Source organism: Pseudomonas sp. 05L36, assembly GCF_056398125.1.
On record NZ_JBFTOU010000002.1, the window covers coordinates 197,031 to 215,701 of the forward strand.

An 18,671-nucleotide genomic window follows, 5' to 3' on the forward strand; every position below is an offset into this window, starting at 1 on the left:
TCAGCCTTGCGCCCAGCGGGAACCCCAGGGGACCGCCGGGCTCCAACAAGCCATTGCCACACCGGCCCGCTTGTCTTCTTACATGGAGCTTTTATGAAATTTCTTTCACCGCTCGTCCTGCTGGCCCTTTGCAGCGTGCTGGCCACCCCGTTGATGGCGGACGAGGAAGCGCCGGGGCTGACCGGTTGCGCGGCCAGGAAGCAAGGTATCGTCAACCAGATCGAATTGGCCAAGGTCCACGGCAACGCCGACCAGCAGGCAGGCCTGGAAAAAGCCCTGAGCGAAGTCGAGGCGAACTGCACCGACGCCTCGCTGAAGAAGGAACGGGAAAACAAGGTGCTCGATGCCAGGCACGAAGTCAGCAAGCGTCAGGCGGACCTCGACAAGGCCATGAGCAAAGGCGACTCCGACAAGATCAACAAGCGCAAAGACAAACTCGCCGATGCCCGCAAGGAATTGCAGGACGCTTTGGATGAGCTGGATAAGTAAGAACCGGAAAAAACCCAAGATCCACGGTGCCATCAGAACCAATCAATGATCCCGAAACGCCTTATGACACGCACTGCAAGCATCTTCGACTTTCTGCACCGCCGGCCCAAGATTGCTGGCCTTGTAGGGTTGAACCTGGCTGGCGATCACCAATTCACCGGTGGCGGATTCAAGGTCACGGGCCATGGCCTGGAAGCGCGCCTGCTGCTCCCAGACATCGCTCTTGGCGCTGGTGTGATCTTCCTCGCGCACCTGCGGAAAATGCTGCCACGGCTCACGGGACAGCGCATCGAGTTTCACCGAGCCCTTGGCGAACTTCGGGCCATCGAACGCAATGCGCCCACGCAGCATGCCGCCCAGGTCTTCGCCAGTCTTGAGCATCTGCTTGAAAATGGCCTTGCGCTGGCCGAGCGGCGAGTTGGGGTCAACTCCGCCACAAGCGGACAACGTCAGGCAGGCCAGCAATACAACAGAAAGTCTTTTAAGAGTCATGGTGGCTTCAGGTCACGGGAAACGGCGGCCAGTATCCTCGCGTCATCGGCAAAGACCAATAGCCCTATTATCAATAAGGGTTGTTTGAGCGCATGGAGCGCCCAGGCAACCGGCAAAGGAATCACTCCATGAACAGCCGTTTCAAGGCATGGCGTCACAGCCTGGCCTGGACCCTGCCGATGGTGGCCCTGCTCGCAGGCTGCACCGGTGGCGACAACCAACAACCGAAGACCCACGCTCTGGCGACCTATTCCAGTGCCACATGGGAAGCGCTGCCGGCGGTGTCCGACAACGACCTGGTCGCCGGCTTCGGCTCGTGGCGCAGCGCCTGCACCCGACTCAAGGCCGACCCGGTCTGGGGTGGCACCTGCACAGCGGCTGCCAACGTGCCGCAAACCGCCAGCGACATTCGCGGCTTTCTCAAACAGAACCTCGATGTCTATGGCCTGCGCGCCGCCAACGACAACCCCAGCGGCCTGATCACCGGCTACTACGAGCCGGTCTATCCCGGGAGCCTGACCCAGACCAGCGCGGCCAATGTCCCGGTCTATGGCGTCCCCGAAGACATGATCATCGTCGCCCTCGACAGCATTTACCCGGAACTCAAGGGCAAACGCCTGCGCGGTCGGCTCGAAGGTCGCGTGCTCAAGCCGTACGACGATTCGGCGACCATTGAAAGCAAAGGGGTCAAGGCGCCGGTCGTGGCCTGGCTGACCGATCCAATGAACCTGCAGTTCCTGCAAATCCAGGGTTCGGGTCGTATCCAGCTCGACAATGGCCGCCAGTTGCGCATTGCTTACGCCGATCAGAACGGCCATCCGTATCGACCGATCGGCCGCTGGCTGGTGGAACAGGGCGAGTTGAAAAAAGAAGACGTGACCATGGGCGCCATCAGCACCTGGGCCAAGGCCAATCCGTCGCGGATTCCCGAACTGCTCGGCAGCAACCCCAGCTACGTGTTCTTCACCCGTAACCCGGACAGCAACGAAGGCCCGCGCGGCTCGCTGAACGTACCGCTGACCGCCGGTTACAGCGCGGCAGTGGATCGCAAGGTCATTCCGCTCGGCAGCCTGTTGTGGCTGTCCACCACCAAACCGGACGGTACAGCCCTGGTTCGCCCCGTGGCAGCACAGGACACCGGCGGCGCCATTGCCGGCGAGGTTCGGGCGGATCTGTTCTGGGGTACCGGCGATGCGGCCGGGCAACTGGCCGGGGACATGAAACAGCAGGGGCAGATCTGGATGCTCTGGCCCAAAGGTGCGGCGCTACCACAAGTGCCGCAGGTGGCGGATACGGTTAAAGCAAATCCGTGAGCAACTGATTACTGTAGGAGCCGGCTTGCCGGCTCCTACAGGTCAATGGTGTCGGCGAAGATCTCTCAGACCGATACCACAAAGAAACTCACGATCAACGCTATCCCCACGAACCACACCAGCGACCGCAGTGTCGGCCAGTCCGCCAGGTAGCAAATGATGTAGAGCAGGCGACTGGTGATGAACAACACCGACAGCACATTGATCGTCACCAGTTCGGCATTGCCGGCCAGGTGCGCCACGATCACCGCCGCGGCGAACGCCGGGATCACTTCAAAACTGTTCAGTTGCGCCGCGTGCGCCCGTCTGCCCACGCCTTCCAGAGAGTCGAGAAAATCCCGAGGGTCATGATTGTCTTTCAGCCGGAACCCGCCACTGATCTTGGCGAACCACGCACACACATACGGCAGGAAAATCGCGATCAAAATGCACCACAGAGCCACCGTCATAACGCCGTCCTTTCTTCTAGTTGTGGAGAATTGAACTCCATCCGGGTGATCAAAATTTCATCACCAGTATGCCGATCATGACAAGGCTACAGGCGAGTAACCGTGGCCCGCCAAACGGTTCTTTCAGGTAACGCATGCCAAACAGCACCACCAGAATCACGCTGATCTCGCGCAACGCTGCGGCCTCGGCAATCGAACCCAACTGCATCGCCCACAGCACCAAAGCGTAGCTGAACAACACGCAGAACCCGACCGCCAGGCCCAGCCGCCACTGCTCGCGCCAGAACAGCATGAACGCGGGTCGTTTACGCACCACCGCCAATAGCGGAAACGGCCATGCGCTCAGCAACGTGACCCAGACCAGGTAATCCAGCGGATGGGACCAGCGCCGCAACGCCTGTCCATCGATGTAGGTGTAGCAACCGATGCACAGGCCGATCAACGCCACCACCGGCAACATCGACCACGGCAAACGCGCACCGCCGCCACCCTGCCAGAGCAGGCACAGCATGCCGAACGGGATCAGCAGGATTCCGAAAGTCTGTTGGCGGGTCAGCTCTTCCCCGGCAAAGATCAGCGTCAGCGCCAGCACCACCAACGGCGACAGGCCGCGCATCAACGGGTAAACCAGCCCGAGGTCGCCAACCCGATAGGCCTGGATCAACAAATAGCGATAGAGCAACTCGAACGCCGCCGATGCCAGGATCCACGGCCAGATCTCCAGCGGCGGTACGCTCAGGAACGGCAACATCAGTGCGACAAAGAGCAGCGCCACGCTGTCCATGCAGGCCACCACCAACAACCGCTCCGCACTGAACTTGATCAGGGTATTCCACGCCGCATGCAACAGCGCCGCGACCAACACCAACGCCGTCGCAAGCACGGCCTACTCCTTTTGTTGTCTCCACGATCCTTGTAGGAGCGAGCTTGCTCGCGAAAAAAGCAAGGGCAACGCGGTTAGCCAGCAAACACGCGTCATCGTTGACGTCCATCGCGAGCAAGCTCGCTCCTACAGGGGCCTGGTACAGAATTGATTCGCCATATATCAGTGGCTGTTTATACTGCAAGCGACCACGCCGCACTCAGTTGCGCACAGACTAATTCCAATAATAACTCTGCCCGGCCCGCTCTCGTCGAGAACGGTCGTCGGCCTGCGTATGCCTGATCACAGCGTCAAGACTACCGACAGAGACCTTGCGCATGCCACTCGCTTTGCTTGCCCTCGCTGTTGCCGCCTTCGGCATCGGCACCACCGAATTCGTCATCATGGGCCTGTTGCCCGACGTTGCCCGCGATCTCAGCGTGAGCATTCCCGATGCCGGACTGCTGATCACCGGCTATGCCTTGGGCGTGGTGTTCGGCGCACCGATCCTCGCCGTCGGCACCGCCAACATGCCGCGCAAAGCTACCCTGCTGGGCATGACGCTGATGTTCATCCTCGGCAACATGCTCTGCGCGCTGGCGCCGAATTACGCCACGCTGATGGCCGCGCGAGTGATCACGGCACTGTGCCATGGCGCATTTTTCGGCATCGGTTCAGTGGTCGCCGCCGGGCTGGTGGCACCCAACAAACGGGCCCAGGCGATTGCCATGATGTTCACCGGCCTGACCCTGGCCAACGTGCTCGGCGTGCCGCTGGGCACCGCACTCGGGCAATACGCAGGTTGGCGCTCGACGTTCTGGGCGGTGTCGGTGATCGGTGTACTGGCGGCAATCGCGCAATGGGTCTGGTTGCCAAAGAACATCGCGATGGATAAAGCCAACCTGGCCAGCGAGTTCAAGGTGCTGGGCAAGGCCAACGTACTGCTGGCGCTGGGCATGAGTGCGCTGGCCTCGACCAGCCTGTTCAGTGTGTTCACTTACATTGCGCCGATCCTGCAGGACATCACTGGCGTCAGCCCGCACGGCGTCACCATCATGCTGCTGTTGTTCGGCGTTGGCTTGACCGCCGGCAGCATGCTCGGTGGTCGTCTGGCGGACAGCCGCTTGCTGCCTTCACTGGTGGGCATGGCGCTGGCAGTACTGGTGGTGCTGGCGGCGTTCACGCAAACCAGCCATTCGGCCATTCCGGCGGCGATCACGCTGGTGCTGTGGGGTACGTTCGCCTTTGCGCTGTGCCCGATCCTGCAACTGCTGATCATCGATCAGGCCATTGAGGCGCCAAACCTGGGTTCGACCTTGAACCAGAGCGCCTTCAACCTCGGCAACGCCGCCGGAGCCTGGATCGGCGGCCTGGTGGTGGCCAGCGGCGCGGACCTGGCGGACTTGCCGTGGACCGGTGCGCTGGTCAGCGGGCTGACCGTGTTGACTGCATTGTTCTTCATCTATCGCCAGCGTCGCGTTGCGGCTGCGTTTGATGTGGCCGGTTGAGCATCAACTTGATTGTATGCTCGCGAAGGGGGCGCCACCGATCTCACTGAGCGGCATCATCATCCTTGAACTGGTCTTTGACGTACTTGATCTCGGTTCGGCCATGGGGCGCGGGCAAGCCGTCTTCACCCAGGTTGACGAAGACCATCTTCTCCACCGTCAGGATGCTTTTGCGGGTGATCTTGTTGCGCACTTCGCAGGTCAGGGTGATCGAGGTGCGGCCGAATTCGGTCGCCGTGATGCCCAGTTCGATGATGTCGCCCTGGCGCGAGGCGCTGACGAAGTTGATTTCGGAAATGTACTTGGTCACTACACGCTGGTTCCCCAACTGGACGATGGCGTAGATCGCCGCCTCTTCGTCGATCCAGCGCAGCAGGCTACCGCCGAACAGCGTGCCGTTGGGGTTGAGGTCTTCGGGTTTTACCCATTTGCGGGTGTGGAAGTTCATGTTCACTCCTGACCATCTTGCCGATTGATGCCTGGCATCATGGCAGAGCCCGGGCTAGAGCTCTATCAAGCTTCGACTATGGTCTCGATTACCGTTCGGACATTGACCAACAGAAACGCTTTGGAAGATCAGCATAGCCCGCTATAATCGCCACCGTTTCAAAACGGTCATCATCGCTTGATACCGTTTCCCGCCACCTGTCCGAGGGGCGCTGCAGCAGGTTCGACCTGTCAGGCTCGGATGGGGCGTTGCCAGGCCTTGATCGGCCCGACACTAAACGCACAACGGCGCCCATTCGCATACATTACGAATGGAGGCTCTTCATGAGCGCTGTTATCACGCCTGCAGATTTTAACGATTACAAAGTCGCCGACATGTCCCTGGCTGCCTGGGGCCGTCGCGAAACCATCATCGCTGAATCCGAAATGCCAGCCCTGATGGGTCTGCGTCGCAAGTACTCCGAAGAGCAACCGCTCAAGGGCGCGAAGATCCTCGGCTGCATCCACATGACCATTCAGACTGCCGTGCTGATCGAAACCCTGGTTGCCCTGGGTGCCGAAGTACGCTGGTCGTCCTGCAACATTTTCTCGACTCAGGACCAGGCCGCCGCGTCCATCGCCGCTGCCGGCATCCCGGTTTTCGCCTGGAAAGGTGAAACCGAACAAGAGTACGAGTGGTGCCTGGAGCAAACCATCCTCAAGGATGGCCAGCCATGGGACGCCAACATGATCCTCGACGACGGCGGCGACCTGACCGAGCTGCTGCACAAGAAGTACCCACAGGTTCTGGATCGCGTCCACGGCGTGACCGAAGAAACCACCACCGGCGTTCACCGCCTGCTGGACATGCTGGCCAAGGGCGAGCTGAAAATCCCGGCCATCAACGTCAACGACTCGGTGACCAAGAGCAAGAACGACAACAAGTACGGCTGCCGTCACAGCCTGAACGATGCGATCAAGCGCGGCACCGACCACCTGCTGTCCGGCAAGCAAGCGCTGGTCATCGGCTACGGCGACGTGGGCAAGGGCTCGGCCCAGTCCCTGCGTCAGGAAGGCATGATCGTCAAGGTTTCCGAAGTCGACCCGATCTGCGCCATGCAAGCCTGCATGGACGGTTTCGAACTGGTTTCGCCGTTCATCGACGGTATCAACACCGGTACCGAAGCGAGCATCGACAAGGCACTGCTGGGCAAGATCGACCTGATCGTGACCACCACCGGCAACGTCAATGTTTGCGACTCGAACATGCTCAAAGCCCTGAAGAAGCGTGCTGTTGTCTGCAACATCGGCCACTTCGACAACGAAATCGACACCGCTTTCATGCGCAAGAACTGGGCATGGGAAGAAGTGAAGCCGCAGGTTCACAAGATCCACCGTACCGGCGCTGGCGATTTCGACCCACAGAACGACGACTACCTGATCCTGCTGGCCGAAGGCCGCCTGGTTAACCTGGGCAACGCAACCGGCCACCCGAGCCGCATCATGGACGGTTCGTTCGCCAACCAGGTTCTGGCGCAGATCTTCCTGTTCGGCCAGAAGTACGCCGACCTGTCGCCAGCCCAGCAAGCCGAGCGCCTGACCGTTGAAGTACTGCCGAAGAAACTCGACGAAGAAGTGGCCCTGGAAATGGTCCGTGGCTTCGGCGGCGTCGTGACTCAACTGACCAAGACCCAGGCCGACTACATCGGCGTGACCGTCGAGGGTCCGTTCAAGCCGCACGCTTACCGCTACTGATCGGCCGGCTCTTCCTGTGTAGGAGCGAGCTTGCTCGCGATGGACGTTAACGAAAACGCGCGCTATCTGGCTAAACGCGTTGCCCTGACGTTTTTCGCGAGCAAGCTCGCTCCTACAGGGGCCTGCGTCCGCCTTACGCGTTTTCAAGGGTATTCCCATGTCCCAAGATCGTCGCTACAGCTTCGAGTTCTTCCCTACGAAGACCGATGCTGGGCAAGAAAAGCTGCTCGCCACTGCTCGCCAGTTGGCCACCTACAACCCCGATTTCTTCTCCTGCACCTACGGCGCCGGCGGTTCGACCCGTGATCGCACGCTGAACACCGTGTTGCAGCTAGAAAGCGAAGTCAAAATCCCTGCCGCTCCGCATCTGTCTTGCGTGGGCGATAGCAAAGCTGACCTGCGCGGCCTGCTGGCCCAGTACAAGGCCGCCGGCATCAAGCGTATCGTCGCTCTGCGCGGTGACCTGCCTTCGGGCATGGGCATGGCCAGCGGTGAATTGCGCCACGCCAACGACCTGGTTGAATTCATTCGTGAAGAAACCGGTGATCATTTCCACATCGAAGTCGCCGCTTACCCGGAAATGCATCCGCAAGCGCGCAATTTCGAAGACGATGTTGCCAACTTCGTGCGCAAGGCCAACGCTGGCGCCGACAGTGCGATCACCCAGTACTTCTTCAACGCCGACTGCTACTTCTACTTCGTGGAACGTGTGCGGGCGCTGGGTGTGAACATCCCGATCGTGCCGGGCATCATGCCGATCACCAACTACAGCAAGCTGGCGCGCTTCTCCGATGCCTGCGGTGCGGAAATCCCGCGCTGGATCCGCAAGCAACTGGAAGCCTACGGCGACGACACCCAGAGCATTCAGCGCTTTGGTGAACAGGTCATCACCGAAATGTGCGAACAACTGCTGCAGGGCGGCGCTCCAGGGCTGCACTTCTACACATTGAACCAGGCTGAAGCGAGCCTGGCGGTGTGGAATAACCTGAAGTTGCCACGTTAAAAGTCGTTAAAGCACGATTAAAAGATCGCAGCCTGCGGCAGCTCCTACAGAGAAATGTGTATTCCCTGCAGGAACTGTCGCACGCTGCGATCTTTTGCTTTCAGCGCACTATTAATGTGCAGCAATCCACGGAGTTAGAGCATCTGCAGTGAGTTTCTGGCTCTTTCCGGTTTCTCGTCGTAATCTCAAACCCATGCCTTTGATCACGCAATTAATCGCCATGCTTGTCTTCACTTGCCTGAGCTTCGCCGCTCGGGGCGAGAAGCTGCGCATTGTCACGGAGCCGTGGGCGCCTTATGTGTACGAAGACAACGGCAAATCACTGGGCCTGGACTACGAAACCACCGCCATTGTCTTCAAGCGCCTGGGCATCGAAGTGGAGTGGCAGTTCCTGCCATGGAAACGCTGCCTGTCGATGCTTGAAACCGGGCAGGCCGACGGCGCGCTGGACATCTTTCACAGCGTCGAACGTGATGCGACCCTGCTCTACCCCGGCGAACCACTGTCTGAAGTCCAGTTCGTGATGTTCTACGCCAATGAACGGCCCCATCCGTTTCGCACCCTCGATGACTTGCTAGGCCTGACCATCGGCACCTCGCCGGGTTACCTGTACAGCAAGGACTTCAGCGATTCGACGCTGTTCACCCGCGAGCCGGCTCCCACCCATGAAGCCAACTTCGGCAAACTGGTACGCGGGCGGATTGACCTGCTGATCACCGACCGCCGGGTTGGCCAGCATTTGCTCGACGAGCTGGGCATCCGCGACAAGATCACCGAAAACCCCACGATCATCAGCCAGCAAAGCCAGTTTCTCGCGGTGCGGCGCAATGCGGGCATGGATCTGCTGGTGCAGCGTTTCGGCGCCGAACTCAAACGTTTCAAGCGCGAGCCCGCCTACGCTGAACTGAGTGCGCGCTACGGCGCGGAACCGGCAGCCAGCGTGAAGACTGAAAAGACCACGGCTGCCACGGAAAAAACCGTTGAGCAGCAGGAAAGCGGCGCGCAGTGATTGCTCTGTTATACTCCGGCCTTCCCGCCAGGCTCACGCCCGGACGCTCGGAATCGTTCAAGGCATCTCAACCCCGCTACTGCGCAGCTTTCAGCCCGCGCGAGCGCTTGCAGACGAGCCTTCGAGACCCAGCAGGACCGGACGGGATTGCGTCCTCTTAAACGCCATTCGCGCCAGGCAAGACTCCCATTGGGCCAAGCCCTAACTTAAAACAGGATTACTCATGTCCTTTGCTTCCCTCGGTCTCTCCGAGGCTTTAGTCCGCGCCATCGAGGCAGCGGGCTATACCGAGCCTACTCCGGTGCAACAGCGGGCCATTCCCGCCGTGTTGCAAGGTCGCGACCTGATGGTCGCGGCACAGACAGGTACTGGTAAAACCGGCGGTTTCGCCCTTCCGATTCTGGAGCGGTTGTTCCCCAACGGTCACCCGGACAAATCCCAGCGTCACGGCCCGCGCCAACCGCGCGTACTGGTCCTGACCCCGACTCGCGAGCTCGCCGCGCAAGTGCATGAAAGCTTCAAGGTCTATGCCCGTGACCTGAAGTTCGTCAGCGCCTGCATCTTCGGCGGTGTCGGCATGAACCCGCAGGTTCAGGCCATGTCCCGTGGCGTAGACGTGCTGGTGGCCTGCCCTGGCCGCCTGCTCGACCTGGCCGGCCAAGGCAGCGTCGACCTGTCCCACGTGGAAATCCTCGTGCTGGACGAAGCCGACCGCATGCTCGACATGGGCTTCGTCCATGACGTGAAAAAGGTCCTGGCCCGTCTGCCGGCCAAACGCCAGAACCTGCTGTTCTCGGCGACCTTCTCCAAGGACATCACCGACCTCGCCGGCAAGCTGCTGCACAATCCGGAACGCATCGAAGTCACGCCGCCGAACACCACGGTCGAGCGTATCGAACAGCGCGTATTCCGCCTGCCGGCCAGCCACAAGCGTTCGCTGCTGGCGCACCTGATCACCGCCGGCGCCTGGGAACAAGTGTTGGTGTTCACCCGCACCAAGCACGGCGCCAACCGCCTGGCCGAGTACCTGGACAAGCATGGCCTGAGCGCCGTCGCGATCCACGGCAACAAGAGCCAGAACGCCCGCACCAAAGCCTTGGCCGACTTCAAGGCCGGCACCGTGCGCATCCTGGTGGCCACCGACATCGCCGCCCGCGGCCTGGACATCGACCAGTTGCCACACGTGGTCAACTTCGAACTGCCGAATGTCGATGAAGACTACGTGCACCGCATCGGCCGTACCGGCCGTGCCGGTCGTTCGGGCGAGGCGATTTCGCTGGTAGCCCCGGACGAAGAAAAACTGCTGAAAAGCATCGAACGCATGACCAGGCAGAAAATCGCCGACGGCGACCTGATGGGCTTCGATGCCAGTGCTGTGGAAGCCGAGAAACCTGAAGTGCGCGAGCGTCCGGACATGCGTAACCCACGCAATCCACGTGGCCCGCGCGGCGACGGTCCGAACGGCAGCGGTGGCGGCGGTGGTCGCAAGGACAAAGGCAAGGACAAGGGCAAGGAAAAACCGGCCGGCGAGCGCGGTGAGCGCCCGGCCCGTCAGCAAAAACCACGTGAAGGCACTCCGGCTCGCGAACAGCGTCCGTCGCAGCCTCCTCGTGCCGCCGCTGACCGTGCCCCGGACGAGTTCCTGGACGACGATGTCGATAACTTCGGTAACCGCGTCGACTACGTGCCGCAGCAGAAACCCGCGCAAGGCCGTGGCCGCCGTCCGGGTGCTCCGGCACAAGGCACTGCAGCAGGTTCGGGCGCTCCACGTTCCGGCAAGCCACAAGGTCGCCAGAGCGGTCCGCGCAACAGCGATGGCGCCAGCACCGGCACCCCACCGGCCAAGCGTAGCGGCCCTCGCAGTGGCGCACCGCGCGACGGCCAGGCCCGCCGCGAAGACTCGCGCAATCGCCGCCCGGCCCGTGACGACCAGCCGCGTTCGGAACCGGCCGTGCAGAACCCGCGCGGCCCCGCGCCGAAGATCATGCACAAGGAGTCCAAGGCTGACCGCTTCCCGACACCAGAGCAACTGGATCAACTGCCAAGCCGTCCTCGTGGTGAGAAACCAGCGCTGCTGACCCGCAATCGCTGAGTTATCGCCGCAATGAAAAATGCCCCTGATCGCGAGATCAGGGGCATTTTTTTATGGCTGATGAAATCCTGTAGGAGCGAGCCTGCTCCGGGCGGCGTTCCGACGATGGTCGTCAACGATAACGCTGGAAGCCTGATGCTCCGCGGCGCTCTCAGGTTTTTCGCGAGCAGGCTCGCTCCTACAGTCTCAGCATTACTTCGCTTTGACACCTTCAAACGTGATGTACAGATCGACCGCGTCGGACTGTGGGCCCAAGTCCATCATCTTGCCGAAATCGGAACGCTTGATGCTGGTAGTGCCCTCGAAGCCTGCACGGTAGCCGCCCCATGGATCCTTGCCTTCACCCAGGAAAGTGGCCTTGATCACGACTGGCTTGGTTACGCCAGCAATAGTCAGGTCGCCGGTCACGTCGGCCGTGTCTTTGCCAGCGGCGTTTTTACCGGTGGCTTTGACGCTGGTGGACACGAACGTGGCCTTAGGGAAATCAGCCACTTTCAGGAAGTCTTTGCTGGAGACGTGCTTGTCACGTTCGGCGTTGTTGGTGAAAACGCTGGCGGTGTTCACGTTGAACTCGATCTTGCTGTCTTCAGGCTTGGCAGCGTCGAAGCTGAACTTGCCATCCATGGTCTTAAAGGTACCGGTGATGAAGCTGTAGCCCAGGTGGCTGATCTTGAAGTTGACGAAGGCGTGTTGGCCTGTTGTGTCTACTACGTAGTCAGCAGCCATCACATTAGCGGACAGCAGGGCCGAACCGATTGCCAGAGCGGCGAGAGTCTTTTTCAACAACATGCTTTGTTTTCCTTGGGAGTCGAGGTTGAACTTCAGGCTTTGCGACCCAGCATTCGCTTGAGGGTCACATCACGGTCGATAAAGTGGTGCTTCAATGCTGCCAACGCATGGAGGCCGGAAAAAATTACCAGCACCCACGCCAGGTAGAGGTGAATCGCACCGGCGTTATCTGCCTGGTCCGGCAGTCCGGAAACCAGGGCAGGCACTTCAAACCAGTCAAACACCGGAATCCCGGCACCTTCTGCGGTGGAAATCAGGTAACCGGCAATCATCACAGCGAACAGACAGAGATACAGAAAGGCATGGCCGAACATGGCACCCAGACGCGTCATGCGGCTATAGCTGGCCAGGGTTGGCGGCGGCGGGCTGATGAAACGCCACAATACCCGCAACACCATGACGCCCAGCAAGATCAAACCGATGCTCTTGTGCAGATCCGGCCCGGTCTTGCGCCAAGGGTCGTAATAGCCGAGGCCGACCATCCACACCCCGAGGGCGAACAAACCGAACACGGCCAGTGCCACGCCCCAGTGCATGAAGATGCTGACCCAGCCGTAGCGGGAGGTAGAGTTACGTAGCTGCATTGCCTAGATCCCTGTAAGTGCTGGCCCAAGACTATCGAGTTATCTATCGAATTAAAGCCGAAAATTTCGCTTTGAAATATCGAGAAATACGATCAAGAGTCTGAAACAGGCAAGTTAAGGAAAGATTAAAGTCGAAAGTGTTAGAAAAAATGAATACAAACCGAAGAACACCTGTACCAAATGTTTTATTCGATTTTTGACCCCGGCTTTCTTCAGGCAAAAAAAACGCGGCATTTACGCCGCGTTCTTTTTGTCCCAGGGCTTACTACGCCTTGGCATCCATTGCCGGAGTCGCCGCAGGTTTAGCCGCTGGCTTCTTGGCCGGCTCGGTTTTCTTGGCCGGTGCCTTGACCGGGGCTTTTTTCGCCTCAGTCTTGGCAGCCGGTTTTGCCGGAGCCTTTTTGGCCGGCTCGGTTTTTACCGGGGTCGCAGGCTTCGGTGCTTCCACCGGGGCCGGTGCGACCGCCGGGGCTGGCACCGGAGCAGGCGCTGGCGGTGCAACCGGCTCAGGTGCCTTGACCAGCTCTGGCTTCTTCTCGTCATCGGAGCCGCCGAACAGGTTGCTGAAGAAATTGCCTTTCTTCGCCGCCACCGCACCAGTGCCCGCCGCAGCGGCAGCGGCCGGGACCACTTTCGCCGGTTCGAACGACTTGCCCGCCGCCAGGTCTTCAACCTGGCTGGCTGCACGCTGACCAGTGCGCAACGCGCCTTCCAGGGTGCCCGGGTACAGGGTGTCGGTGTGTTCGCCAGCGAAGGTTACGCGCTGAATCGGGCGTTCCCACAGGCGCCAGAATTTGCTGATCTGGCCCGGACCGAAGGCCAGGTAGGCGCCGCCAGTCGACGGGTCGGTGCTGTAGCGACGGAGTTCATAACCAGTGAACGAACCGCGAGCCTGCGGATAGAACGCATGCAGGCGAATCAACACCTGATCGACCATCTGCTTGTCGCCGAACGCCTGCATCACTCGCGCATTGTCGCCGGACAGGTTGATCACCACATTGGCACCGCCCTTCAGGGCAGGCTCGATCCACAACATGCCCAGGCCGGTGTTGCTGTAGATCTCGCCAGACATGCGCGCCTTGGATTCCCACACCGGCGTCTTGAACTTCAGCATGATCTGGTCGCGCCATCCGTAGTTGGTGCCCTTGATCGCCGCCAGGTGCTGGGCGTCCAGCGCCGGGGTCATCTGGATCTTGTCCAGGGCACGCAGTGGCACGGCCAGCACGACGTAGTCAGCCTGATAGCTGACGCTGTCGACTTTGACGATCACGCCGTCCTTGTCCTGAGTGATTGACGAGACCCGGGAATTGGTCTTGATGGTTTTCAGCTGCTTGACCAGGGCCTGGGCCAGCACCGGACTGCCACCGACCAGGCGCGAAGCCCGCAGGTCACGATCGGAGACGCCTCGGTAAACGCGGCTCTGCTGCGCGAAGTACAGCAGCGACAAACGCGAAGGTTCGTCGTAGCGGGTACGGATCTGCTGGTTGATCAACTGCCGGGCGGTGGCCGGCAGGTTCTGCTTGTCGAGCCAGCTCGACACGTTGATCTGATCCAGCGCATACAGCGTGTTGTTGGCGGCCGGGTTCTGCGGGTCGTCGATCGAGCGCGCCAGATCGTCCACGGTCTTGTCGAAGCGCTTGAGCGCCTCGGCGGTGGCCGGCTGTTTGGTCGCCAGGTCGGCGGCGGAGAAATACTCACCATCGATCAGATAGCCTGGGGTCCGCACGAATTCAGGGGCCGGCGTGGTGCTCAGTTTGAAGTTCGATACGTATTTGTTCAGCACCGGTTGGACCTTGTCGTTGCCGATCCACTCGCTGGTGGCCATGCCGGAACGGCCGCCCAGGCTCGACTTGGCTTCCAGCAGGGTGACCTGCCAGCCCTTGTTCTGCAGCTCGTACGCAGCAGTCAGGCCCGACAGGCCGCCGCCGATCACGATCGCGGTTTTATCCTTGGCCAGCGCAGACACGCTGAACAGCCCCAACATCACCAGCGCACAGGCGCGCAGCCAACCGACAGACATTCAGCGAACTCCGGAATCACACGAGGAAAACAGCAGTTTTTGCGAGCCAGACGGCTCAAGAACCGCGAAGGATACGTCAGCCTTCAGACGCCCGCCAGCAACGTCTATCGGCCTGTAGAAAGTAGCTCATTCGACACAATGGGTTGTCCCCGTGGCACGCATTGCATAGGCTTGCGCGATTGTTTGTCCGCGCTGGTCACGGACCGCCTCCAGGAGAGTGAAAATGGGCCTCAATAATCAGTGGATGCAACGCGATCTCGCCGTGTTGTGGCATCCCTGCACCCAGATGAAAGATCACGAACAACTGCCACTGATCCCGATCAAGCGCGGTGAAGGCGTGTGGCTGGAAGACTTCGAAGGCAAGCGCTACCTCGATGCGGTCAGCTCCTGGTGGGTCAATGTGTTCGGGCACGCCAACCCGCGGATCAACCAGCGCATCAAGGACCAGGTCGATCAGCTCGAACATGTGATCCTTGCCGGTTTCAGCCATCAACCGGTGATCGAACTGTCCGAGCGCCTGGTGAAGATGACGCCGGAAGGCCTGACCCGGTGCTTCTACGCCGATAACGGTTCGTCCTGCATCGAAGTCGCGCTGAAAATGAGCTTTCACTACTGGCTCAACCGCGGTACGCCTGCCAAGAAGCGCTTCGTCACCCTGACTAACAGCTACCACGGCGAAACCATGGCGGCGATGTCGGTGGGCGACGTGCCGCTGTTCACCGAGACCTACAAAGCGCTGTTGATGGACACCATCAAGGTGCCGAGCCCGGATTGCTACCTGCGGCCCGAGGGCATGAGCTGGGAAGAGCATTCGCGCAATATGTTCGCCGCGATGGAACAGACCCTGGCCGAGCACCACGACACAGTTGCGGCGGTGATCGTCGAGCCACTGATCCAGGGCGCCGGCGGCATGCGCATGTACCACCCGGTCTACCTCAAGCTGCTGCGAGAAGCTTGCGACCGCTACGGCGTGCACCTGATCCACGACGAAATCGCCGTCGGCTTCGGCCGCACCGGGACGATGTTCGCCTGCGAACAGGCCGGCATCCGCCCTGACTTCCTCTGTCTGTCCAAGGCCCTGACCGGCGGCTATCTGCCGCTGGCGGCGTGCATGACTACAGACGAGGTCTACAGCGCCTTCTACGACGACTACCCGACCCTGCGCGCCTTCCTGCACTCCCACAGCTACACCGGCAACCCACTGGCGTGCGCAGCGGCCCTGGCGACCCTGGATATTTTCGAAGAAGACAACGTCATCGAGAACAACAAGGCCCTGGCGCAGCGCATGGCCTCTTCCACCGCGCATCTGGTCGACCACCCGAACGTGTCCGAAGTGCGCCAGACCGGCATGGTGCTGGCCATCGAGATGGTCAAGGACAAGGCCAGCAAAGAGGCTTACCCATGGCAGGAACGTCGCGGCCTGAAGGTGTTCCAGCACGCCCTGGAGCGCGGTGCTTTACTGCGTCCACTGGGTAGCGTGGTGTATTTCCTGCCGCCGTATGTGATTACCCCGGAGCAGATCGACTTCCTCGCCGAAGTGGCCAGCGAAGGGATCGACATTGCGACCCGTGACAGCGTCAGCGTGGCGGTGCAGAAGGACTTCCATCCGGGGTTCCGTGATCCGGGTTGATTGATTTCAACCGTAATCCTGTGGGACCTGGTAGACCGCTTTCGCTGGCAAGCCAGCTCCTACAAGGATTTGTGTGTGCCACAAATTTTGTGTGCAGCACCTAACCTGTAGGAGCTGGCTTGCCAGCGATAAGGTCGGTACGACCTTCAGATGATTTGCACCTTTTTCAGAGACCCAGCATGAGACTGTCCCGCTTCTTCATCGACGCCCCCTTGAGCATCGGCGAGCACGAGTTGCCCGAAGCCCAGGCCCATTACATCAGCCGCGTGCTGCGCATGGCCGAGGGTGATGCGTTGCAACTGTTCGACGGCTCGGGCCAGGAGTTTTGCGCCCGGCTGGTCGAAGTCGGCAAAAAGCGCGTGGTGGTGCAGATCGATGAAAGCTTCGCCGGGCAGGTCGAGTCGCCGCTGCAAATCCATCTCGGCCAAGGCCTGTCCCGGGGCGAGCGCATGGACTGGGCAATTCAGAAGGCCACGGAACTGGGCGTCACTGAAATCACCCCGATCTTCACCGAACGCTGCGAAGTCCGGCTCAAGGACGAGCGCGCCGACAAGCGCCTGCTGCATTGGCGCCAGGTGGCGATCAGCGCTTGCGAACAGTGCGGTCGCTCGCGAGTACCGGTGATTCATCCGCCGTTGTTGCTGGCTGACTGGATGAAGCAAACGCAAGCCGAGTTGAAACTGGTGCTGCACCCGGTGGCCGAACCGCTGGTGAGCCATGCCAAGCCTTCAAGTCTGGCATTCCTGATCGGTCCGGAGGGTGGTTTGTCCGATGCCGAAGTCGATCAGGCCAAGGCCGGCGGCTTCCATGCCGCCCGCCTCGGTCCACGGGTGCTGCGCACCGAAACCGCGCCGGTTGTCGCACTGGCGGTGGCCCAGCAACTCTGGGGTGACTTCTAAAAAAGATCGCAGCCTGCGGCAGCTCCTACAGGCTGCCGCAGGCTGCGATCTTTTGTATTTTACTGCACCGGATCACTCACCGGTTTGGCAATGATCGCCTTGAGTTCGCTGGTCATCGGGAACTCGAGGTTCAAGCCCTTCGGCGGGATCGGTTGCTCGAACCAGCGTTTGTAGATGCCGTTGATCTCGCCCGAGCTGTACAGATCCGCCAACGCACCGTTGACCAGCGCCAGGAACTGCGGGTCGTCCTTGCGCACCATGCAACTGTAGATCTCACGCGATTGCTCCTCCCCGACTACCACCCACTTGTGCGGGTCTTGAGCCTTGGCGCGCTCGCCATAGAGCAGCGCGTCGTCCATGTAGAACGCCACCGCCCGGCCTGATTGCAGCATCTGGAAGGCTTCGCCGTGGTCCTTGGCGCTGATCACGAACATGTCGATCTTGTGATCGACGTTGTAGCTTTTCAGGAAGCGCTCGTTGGTGGTGCCGGCGGTGGTCACCACGTTCTTGCCGCGCAGGTCAGCGAAGCTCTTGATCCCGCTGTCCTTCGCCGTCAGCAACTGGCCTTTGACGTAGATGAAGCCATAGGAGAAAGCCACCTGTTTCTGCCGTTCGGCGGTCACGCCGGTGGAGCCGCACTCCAGGTCCACGGTGCCGTTCTGCACCAGTGGAATGCGGGTCTGCGAGGTCACCAGGTTGTAGTTCACCTTCAAGTCTGGCAGTGCCAGTTGCTGCTGGATGCGCTCGACGATCTTGCCCGCCAGATCCACCGAGTAACCCATCGGCTTGCCGCTATGATCACCCACGTAGGAGAACGGCACCGAAGCATCGCGATAGCCCAGGGTGATGCTGTTGGCGCTGGCGATCTTGCTCAGGGTGCCGGTCAGCGGCGCTTCATTGGCCTGAACCTGACTGCCGAGCAACAGGCCAAGCGTACAAGCGAGCAACGTGATTTTTTGCATTGTTATTCTCCGTTGTGGGTGTTGGTTTATCAGACGCATGCAGCGATGACGGTGATTTCCACCAGCACCTGCGGACGGGCCAGTTCGGCCTGCACGGTGGTGCGGCTCGGTACCTGCCCCGGCGATAGCCAGGCCGACCAGACCTCGTTCATCGCGGCGAAATCCTCGGTGATGTTCTTCAGGTAAATGGTCGCGCTGAGCAGATGATCCTTGTTGCTGCCCGCCTCGGCCAGCAAGGTATCGATTTTCGCCAGCACTTCGCGGGTCTGGCCGCTGACATCCAGGGCATCGCCCGGCACCTGTCCGGAGAGAAACACCAGGTCGCCAAAGGTCACGGCGCCAGACAGGCGCGGGTTGCTGTGCAGTCGGGTAATGGTCATTGCAGTGTC

General features: G+C 60.5%; 18 protein-coding genes and 1 riboswitch. Of the genes, 9 read left to right on the forward strand and 9 right to left on the reverse strand.

The genetic code is table 11. The features are described 5' to 3' along the window. Positions 1-93 precede the first annotated feature (93 nt). On the forward strand, positions 94-489 hold the full coding sequence (locus AC1DKH_RS02685; RefSeq protein WP_108217011.1) for a DUF1090 domain-containing protein: 396 nt from the start codon (positions 94-96) through the stop codon (positions 487-489). A gap of 42 nt (positions 490-531) precedes the next feature. Here the strand turns inward: AC1DKH_RS02685 and AC1DKH_RS02690 are convergent, their stop codons facing one another. After that, complete coding sequence (locus tag AC1DKH_RS02690; RefSeq protein ID WP_477752466.1) at positions 532-981, reverse strand: c-type cytochrome; 450 nt, start codon at positions 979-981, stop codon at positions 532-534. A 128-nt stretch (positions 982-1,109) separates the two neighbouring features. Here AC1DKH_RS02690 and mltA point away from each other — a divergent pair, with 128 nt between their 5' ends. Further along, positions 1,110-2,294: a murein transglycosylase A gene (gene mltA, locus AC1DKH_RS02695; RefSeq protein ID WP_477762909.1), complete on the forward strand. Its 1,185-nt coding sequence runs from the start codon at positions 1,110-1,112 to the stop codon at positions 2,292-2,294. 65 nt (positions 2,295-2,359) lie between these two features. On the opposite strand, the gene AC1DKH_RS02700 is transcribed toward mltA, so the two are convergent. Further along, positions 2,360-2,743 (reverse strand): MAPEG family protein, encoded by a 384-nt coding sequence (locus AC1DKH_RS02700; protein ID WP_477752468.1) that lies wholly within the window; start codon positions 2,741-2,743, stop codon positions 2,360-2,362. A 49-nt stretch (positions 2,744-2,792) separates the two neighbouring features. Next, complete coding sequence (locus AC1DKH_RS02705) at positions 2,793-3,626, reverse strand: EamA family transporter (RefSeq protein ID WP_477797339.1); 834 nt, start codon at positions 3,624-3,626, stop codon at positions 2,793-2,795. A gap of 317 nt (positions 3,627-3,943) precedes the next feature. Here AC1DKH_RS02705 and AC1DKH_RS02710 point away from each other — a divergent pair, with 317 nt between their 5' ends. Then, positions 3,944-5,113, forward strand: a complete 1,170-nt coding sequence (locus AC1DKH_RS02710; protein WP_477797340.1) for an MFS transporter — start codon at positions 3,944-3,946, stop codon at positions 5,111-5,113. 43 nt (positions 5,114-5,156) lie between these two features. On the opposite strand, the gene AC1DKH_RS02715 is transcribed toward AC1DKH_RS02710, so the two are convergent. Next, entirely contained in the window at positions 5,157-5,561 is a 405-nt protein-coding gene (locus tag AC1DKH_RS02715) for an acyl-CoA thioesterase (RefSeq protein WP_007994339.1), read from the reverse strand. 197 nt (positions 5,562-5,758) lie between these two features. Next, a riboswitch (S-adenosyl-L-homocysteine riboswitch) is annotated at positions 5,759-5,861 on the forward strand. Between the two features lie 23 nt (positions 5,862-5,884). On the opposite strand from AC1DKH_RS02715, the gene ahcY reads away from it, so the two are divergent. The 4 genes from ahcY to AC1DKH_RS02735 all read left to right on the forward strand — a co-directional run bounded on the left by ahcY (position 5,885) and on the right by AC1DKH_RS02735 (position 11,398). After that, positions 5,885-7,294, forward strand: coding sequence for an adenosylhomocysteinase (gene ahcY, locus AC1DKH_RS02720; protein WP_477797341.1), 1,410 nt, complete (start codon positions 5,885-5,887; stop codon positions 7,292-7,294). A gap of 157 nt (positions 7,295-7,451) precedes the next feature. Next, positions 7,452-8,297 carry a methylenetetrahydrofolate reductase [NAD(P)H] gene (gene metF, locus AC1DKH_RS02725; RefSeq protein ID WP_477752471.1) on the forward strand — a complete coding sequence of 282 codons (846 nt, stop codon included), beginning with the start codon at positions 7,452-7,454 and terminating at the stop codon, positions 8,295-8,297. 193 nt (positions 8,298-8,490) lie between these two features. Continuing rightward, positions 8,491-9,306 carry a substrate-binding periplasmic protein gene (locus AC1DKH_RS02730; RefSeq protein ID WP_477797342.1) on the forward strand — a complete coding sequence of 272 codons (816 nt, stop codon included), beginning with the start codon at positions 8,491-8,493 and terminating at the stop codon, positions 9,304-9,306. Between the two features lie 223 nt (positions 9,307-9,529). After that, on the forward strand, positions 9,530-11,398 hold the full coding sequence (locus tag AC1DKH_RS02735) for a DEAD/DEAH box helicase (protein ID WP_477752473.1): 1,869 nt from the start codon (positions 9,530-9,532) through the stop codon (positions 11,396-11,398). 192 nt (positions 11,399-11,590) lie between these two features. Here AC1DKH_RS02735 and AC1DKH_RS02740 read toward each other — a convergent pair whose 3' ends face one another. The 3 genes from AC1DKH_RS02740 to AC1DKH_RS02750 form a co-directional block, all read right to left on the reverse strand. After that, positions 11,591-12,184 carry a YceI family protein gene (locus tag AC1DKH_RS02740; RefSeq protein ID WP_477763142.1) on the reverse strand — a complete coding sequence of 198 codons (594 nt, stop codon included), beginning with the start codon at positions 12,182-12,184 and terminating at the stop codon, positions 11,591-11,593. Between the two features lie 35 nt (positions 12,185-12,219). Next, positions 12,220-12,771: a cytochrome b gene (locus tag AC1DKH_RS02745; RefSeq protein ID WP_477797343.1), complete on the reverse strand. Its 552-nt coding sequence runs from the start codon at positions 12,769-12,771 to the stop codon at positions 12,220-12,222. Between the two features lie 265 nt (positions 12,772-13,036). Then, a complete protein-coding gene (locus AC1DKH_RS02750) occupies positions 13,037-14,791 on the reverse strand; it encodes a flavin monoamine oxidase family protein (protein ID WP_477797344.1) in 1,755 nt (584 codons plus the stop codon). Between the two features lie 223 nt (positions 14,792-15,014). On the opposite strand from AC1DKH_RS02750, the gene AC1DKH_RS02755 reads away from it, so the two are divergent. Further along, positions 15,015-16,421 carry an adenosylmethionine--8-amino-7-oxononanoate transaminase gene (locus tag AC1DKH_RS02755; RefSeq protein WP_477797345.1) on the forward strand — a complete coding sequence of 469 codons (1,407 nt, stop codon included), beginning with the start codon at positions 15,015-15,017 and terminating at the stop codon, positions 16,419-16,421. A 179-nt stretch (positions 16,422-16,600) separates the two neighbouring features. Then, the gene (locus AC1DKH_RS02760) at positions 16,601-17,320 is read left to right on the forward strand and encodes a 16S rRNA (uracil(1498)-N(3))-methyltransferase (protein WP_477797346.1); all 720 of its coding nucleotides are present in this window, start codon (positions 16,601-16,603) and stop codon (positions 17,318-17,320) included. 59 nt (positions 17,321-17,379) lie between these two features. Here AC1DKH_RS02760 and AC1DKH_RS02765 read toward each other — a convergent pair whose 3' ends face one another. Together AC1DKH_RS02765 and AC1DKH_RS02770 are read right to left on the reverse strand one after the other, a co-directional pair. Next, positions 17,380-18,282, reverse strand: coding sequence for a transporter substrate-binding domain-containing protein (locus AC1DKH_RS02765; protein ID WP_477797347.1), 903 nt, complete (start codon positions 18,280-18,282; stop codon positions 17,380-17,382). Between the two features lie 29 nt (positions 18,283-18,311). Further along, positions 18,312-18,662: a RidA family protein gene (locus tag AC1DKH_RS02770; RefSeq protein WP_477797348.1), complete on the reverse strand. Its 351-nt coding sequence runs from the start codon at positions 18,660-18,662 to the stop codon at positions 18,312-18,314. Between the last annotated feature and the right edge of the window lie 9 nt (positions 18,663-18,671).

What these genes read in the sequence shown, in the direction of transcription:
- AC1DKH_RS02750 (WP_477797344.1), bottom strand. Translation starts at nt 14,791, where the DNA reads ATGTCTGTCGGTTGGCTGCGCGCCTGTGCGCTGGTGATGTTGGGGCTG.
- AC1DKH_RS02745 (WP_477797343.1), bottom strand. Translation starts at nt 12,771, where the DNA reads ATGCAGCTACGTAACTCTACCTCCCGCTACGGCTGGGTCAGCATCTTC.
- AC1DKH_RS02690 (WP_477752466.1), bottom strand. Translation starts at nt 981, where the DNA reads ATGACTCTTAAAAGACTTTCTGTTGTATTGCTGGCCTGCCTGACGTTG.
- metF (WP_477752471.1), top strand. Translation starts at nt 7,452, where the DNA reads ATGTCCCAAGATCGTCGCTACAGCTTCGAGTTCTTCCCTACGAAGACC.
- AC1DKH_RS02760 (WP_477797346.1), top strand. Translation starts at nt 16,601, where the DNA reads ATGAGACTGTCCCGCTTCTTCATCGACGCCCCCTTGAGCATCGGCGAG.
- mltA (WP_477762909.1), top strand. Translation starts at nt 1,110, where the DNA reads ATGAACAGCCGTTTCAAGGCATGGCGTCACAGCCTGGCCTGGACCCTG.
- AC1DKH_RS02700 (WP_477752468.1), bottom strand. Translation starts at nt 2,743, where the DNA reads ATGACGGTGGCTCTGTGGTGCATTTTGATCGCGATTTTCCTGCCGTAT.
- AC1DKH_RS02755 (WP_477797345.1), top strand. Translation starts at nt 15,015, where the DNA reads ATGGGCCTCAATAATCAGTGGATGCAACGCGATCTCGCCGTGTTGTGG.
- AC1DKH_RS02685 (WP_108217011.1), top strand. Translation starts at nt 94, where the DNA reads ATGAAATTTCTTTCACCGCTCGTCCTGCTGGCCCTTTGCAGCGTGCTG.
- AC1DKH_RS02715 (WP_007994339.1), bottom strand. Translation starts at nt 5,561, where the DNA reads ATGAACTTCCACACCCGCAAATGGGTAAAACCCGAAGACCTCAACCCC.
- AC1DKH_RS02710 (WP_477797340.1), top strand. Translation starts at nt 3,944, where the DNA reads ATGCCACTCGCTTTGCTTGCCCTCGCTGTTGCCGCCTTCGGCATCGGC.
- AC1DKH_RS02730 (WP_477797342.1), top strand. Translation starts at nt 8,491, where the DNA reads ATGCCTTTGATCACGCAATTAATCGCCATGCTTGTCTTCACTTGCCTG.
- AC1DKH_RS02735 (WP_477752473.1), top strand. Translation starts at nt 9,530, where the DNA reads ATGTCCTTTGCTTCCCTCGGTCTCTCCGAGGCTTTAGTCCGCGCCATC.
- AC1DKH_RS02770 (WP_477797348.1), bottom strand. Translation starts at nt 18,662, where the DNA reads ATGACCATTACCCGACTGCACAGCAACCCGCGCCTGTCTGGCGCCGTG.
- AC1DKH_RS02765 (WP_477797347.1), bottom strand. Translation starts at nt 18,282, where the DNA reads ATGCAAAAAATCACGTTGCTCGCTTGTACGCTTGGCCTGTTGCTCGGC.
- ahcY (WP_477797341.1), top strand. Translation starts at nt 5,885, where the DNA reads ATGAGCGCTGTTATCACGCCTGCAGATTTTAACGATTACAAAGTCGCC.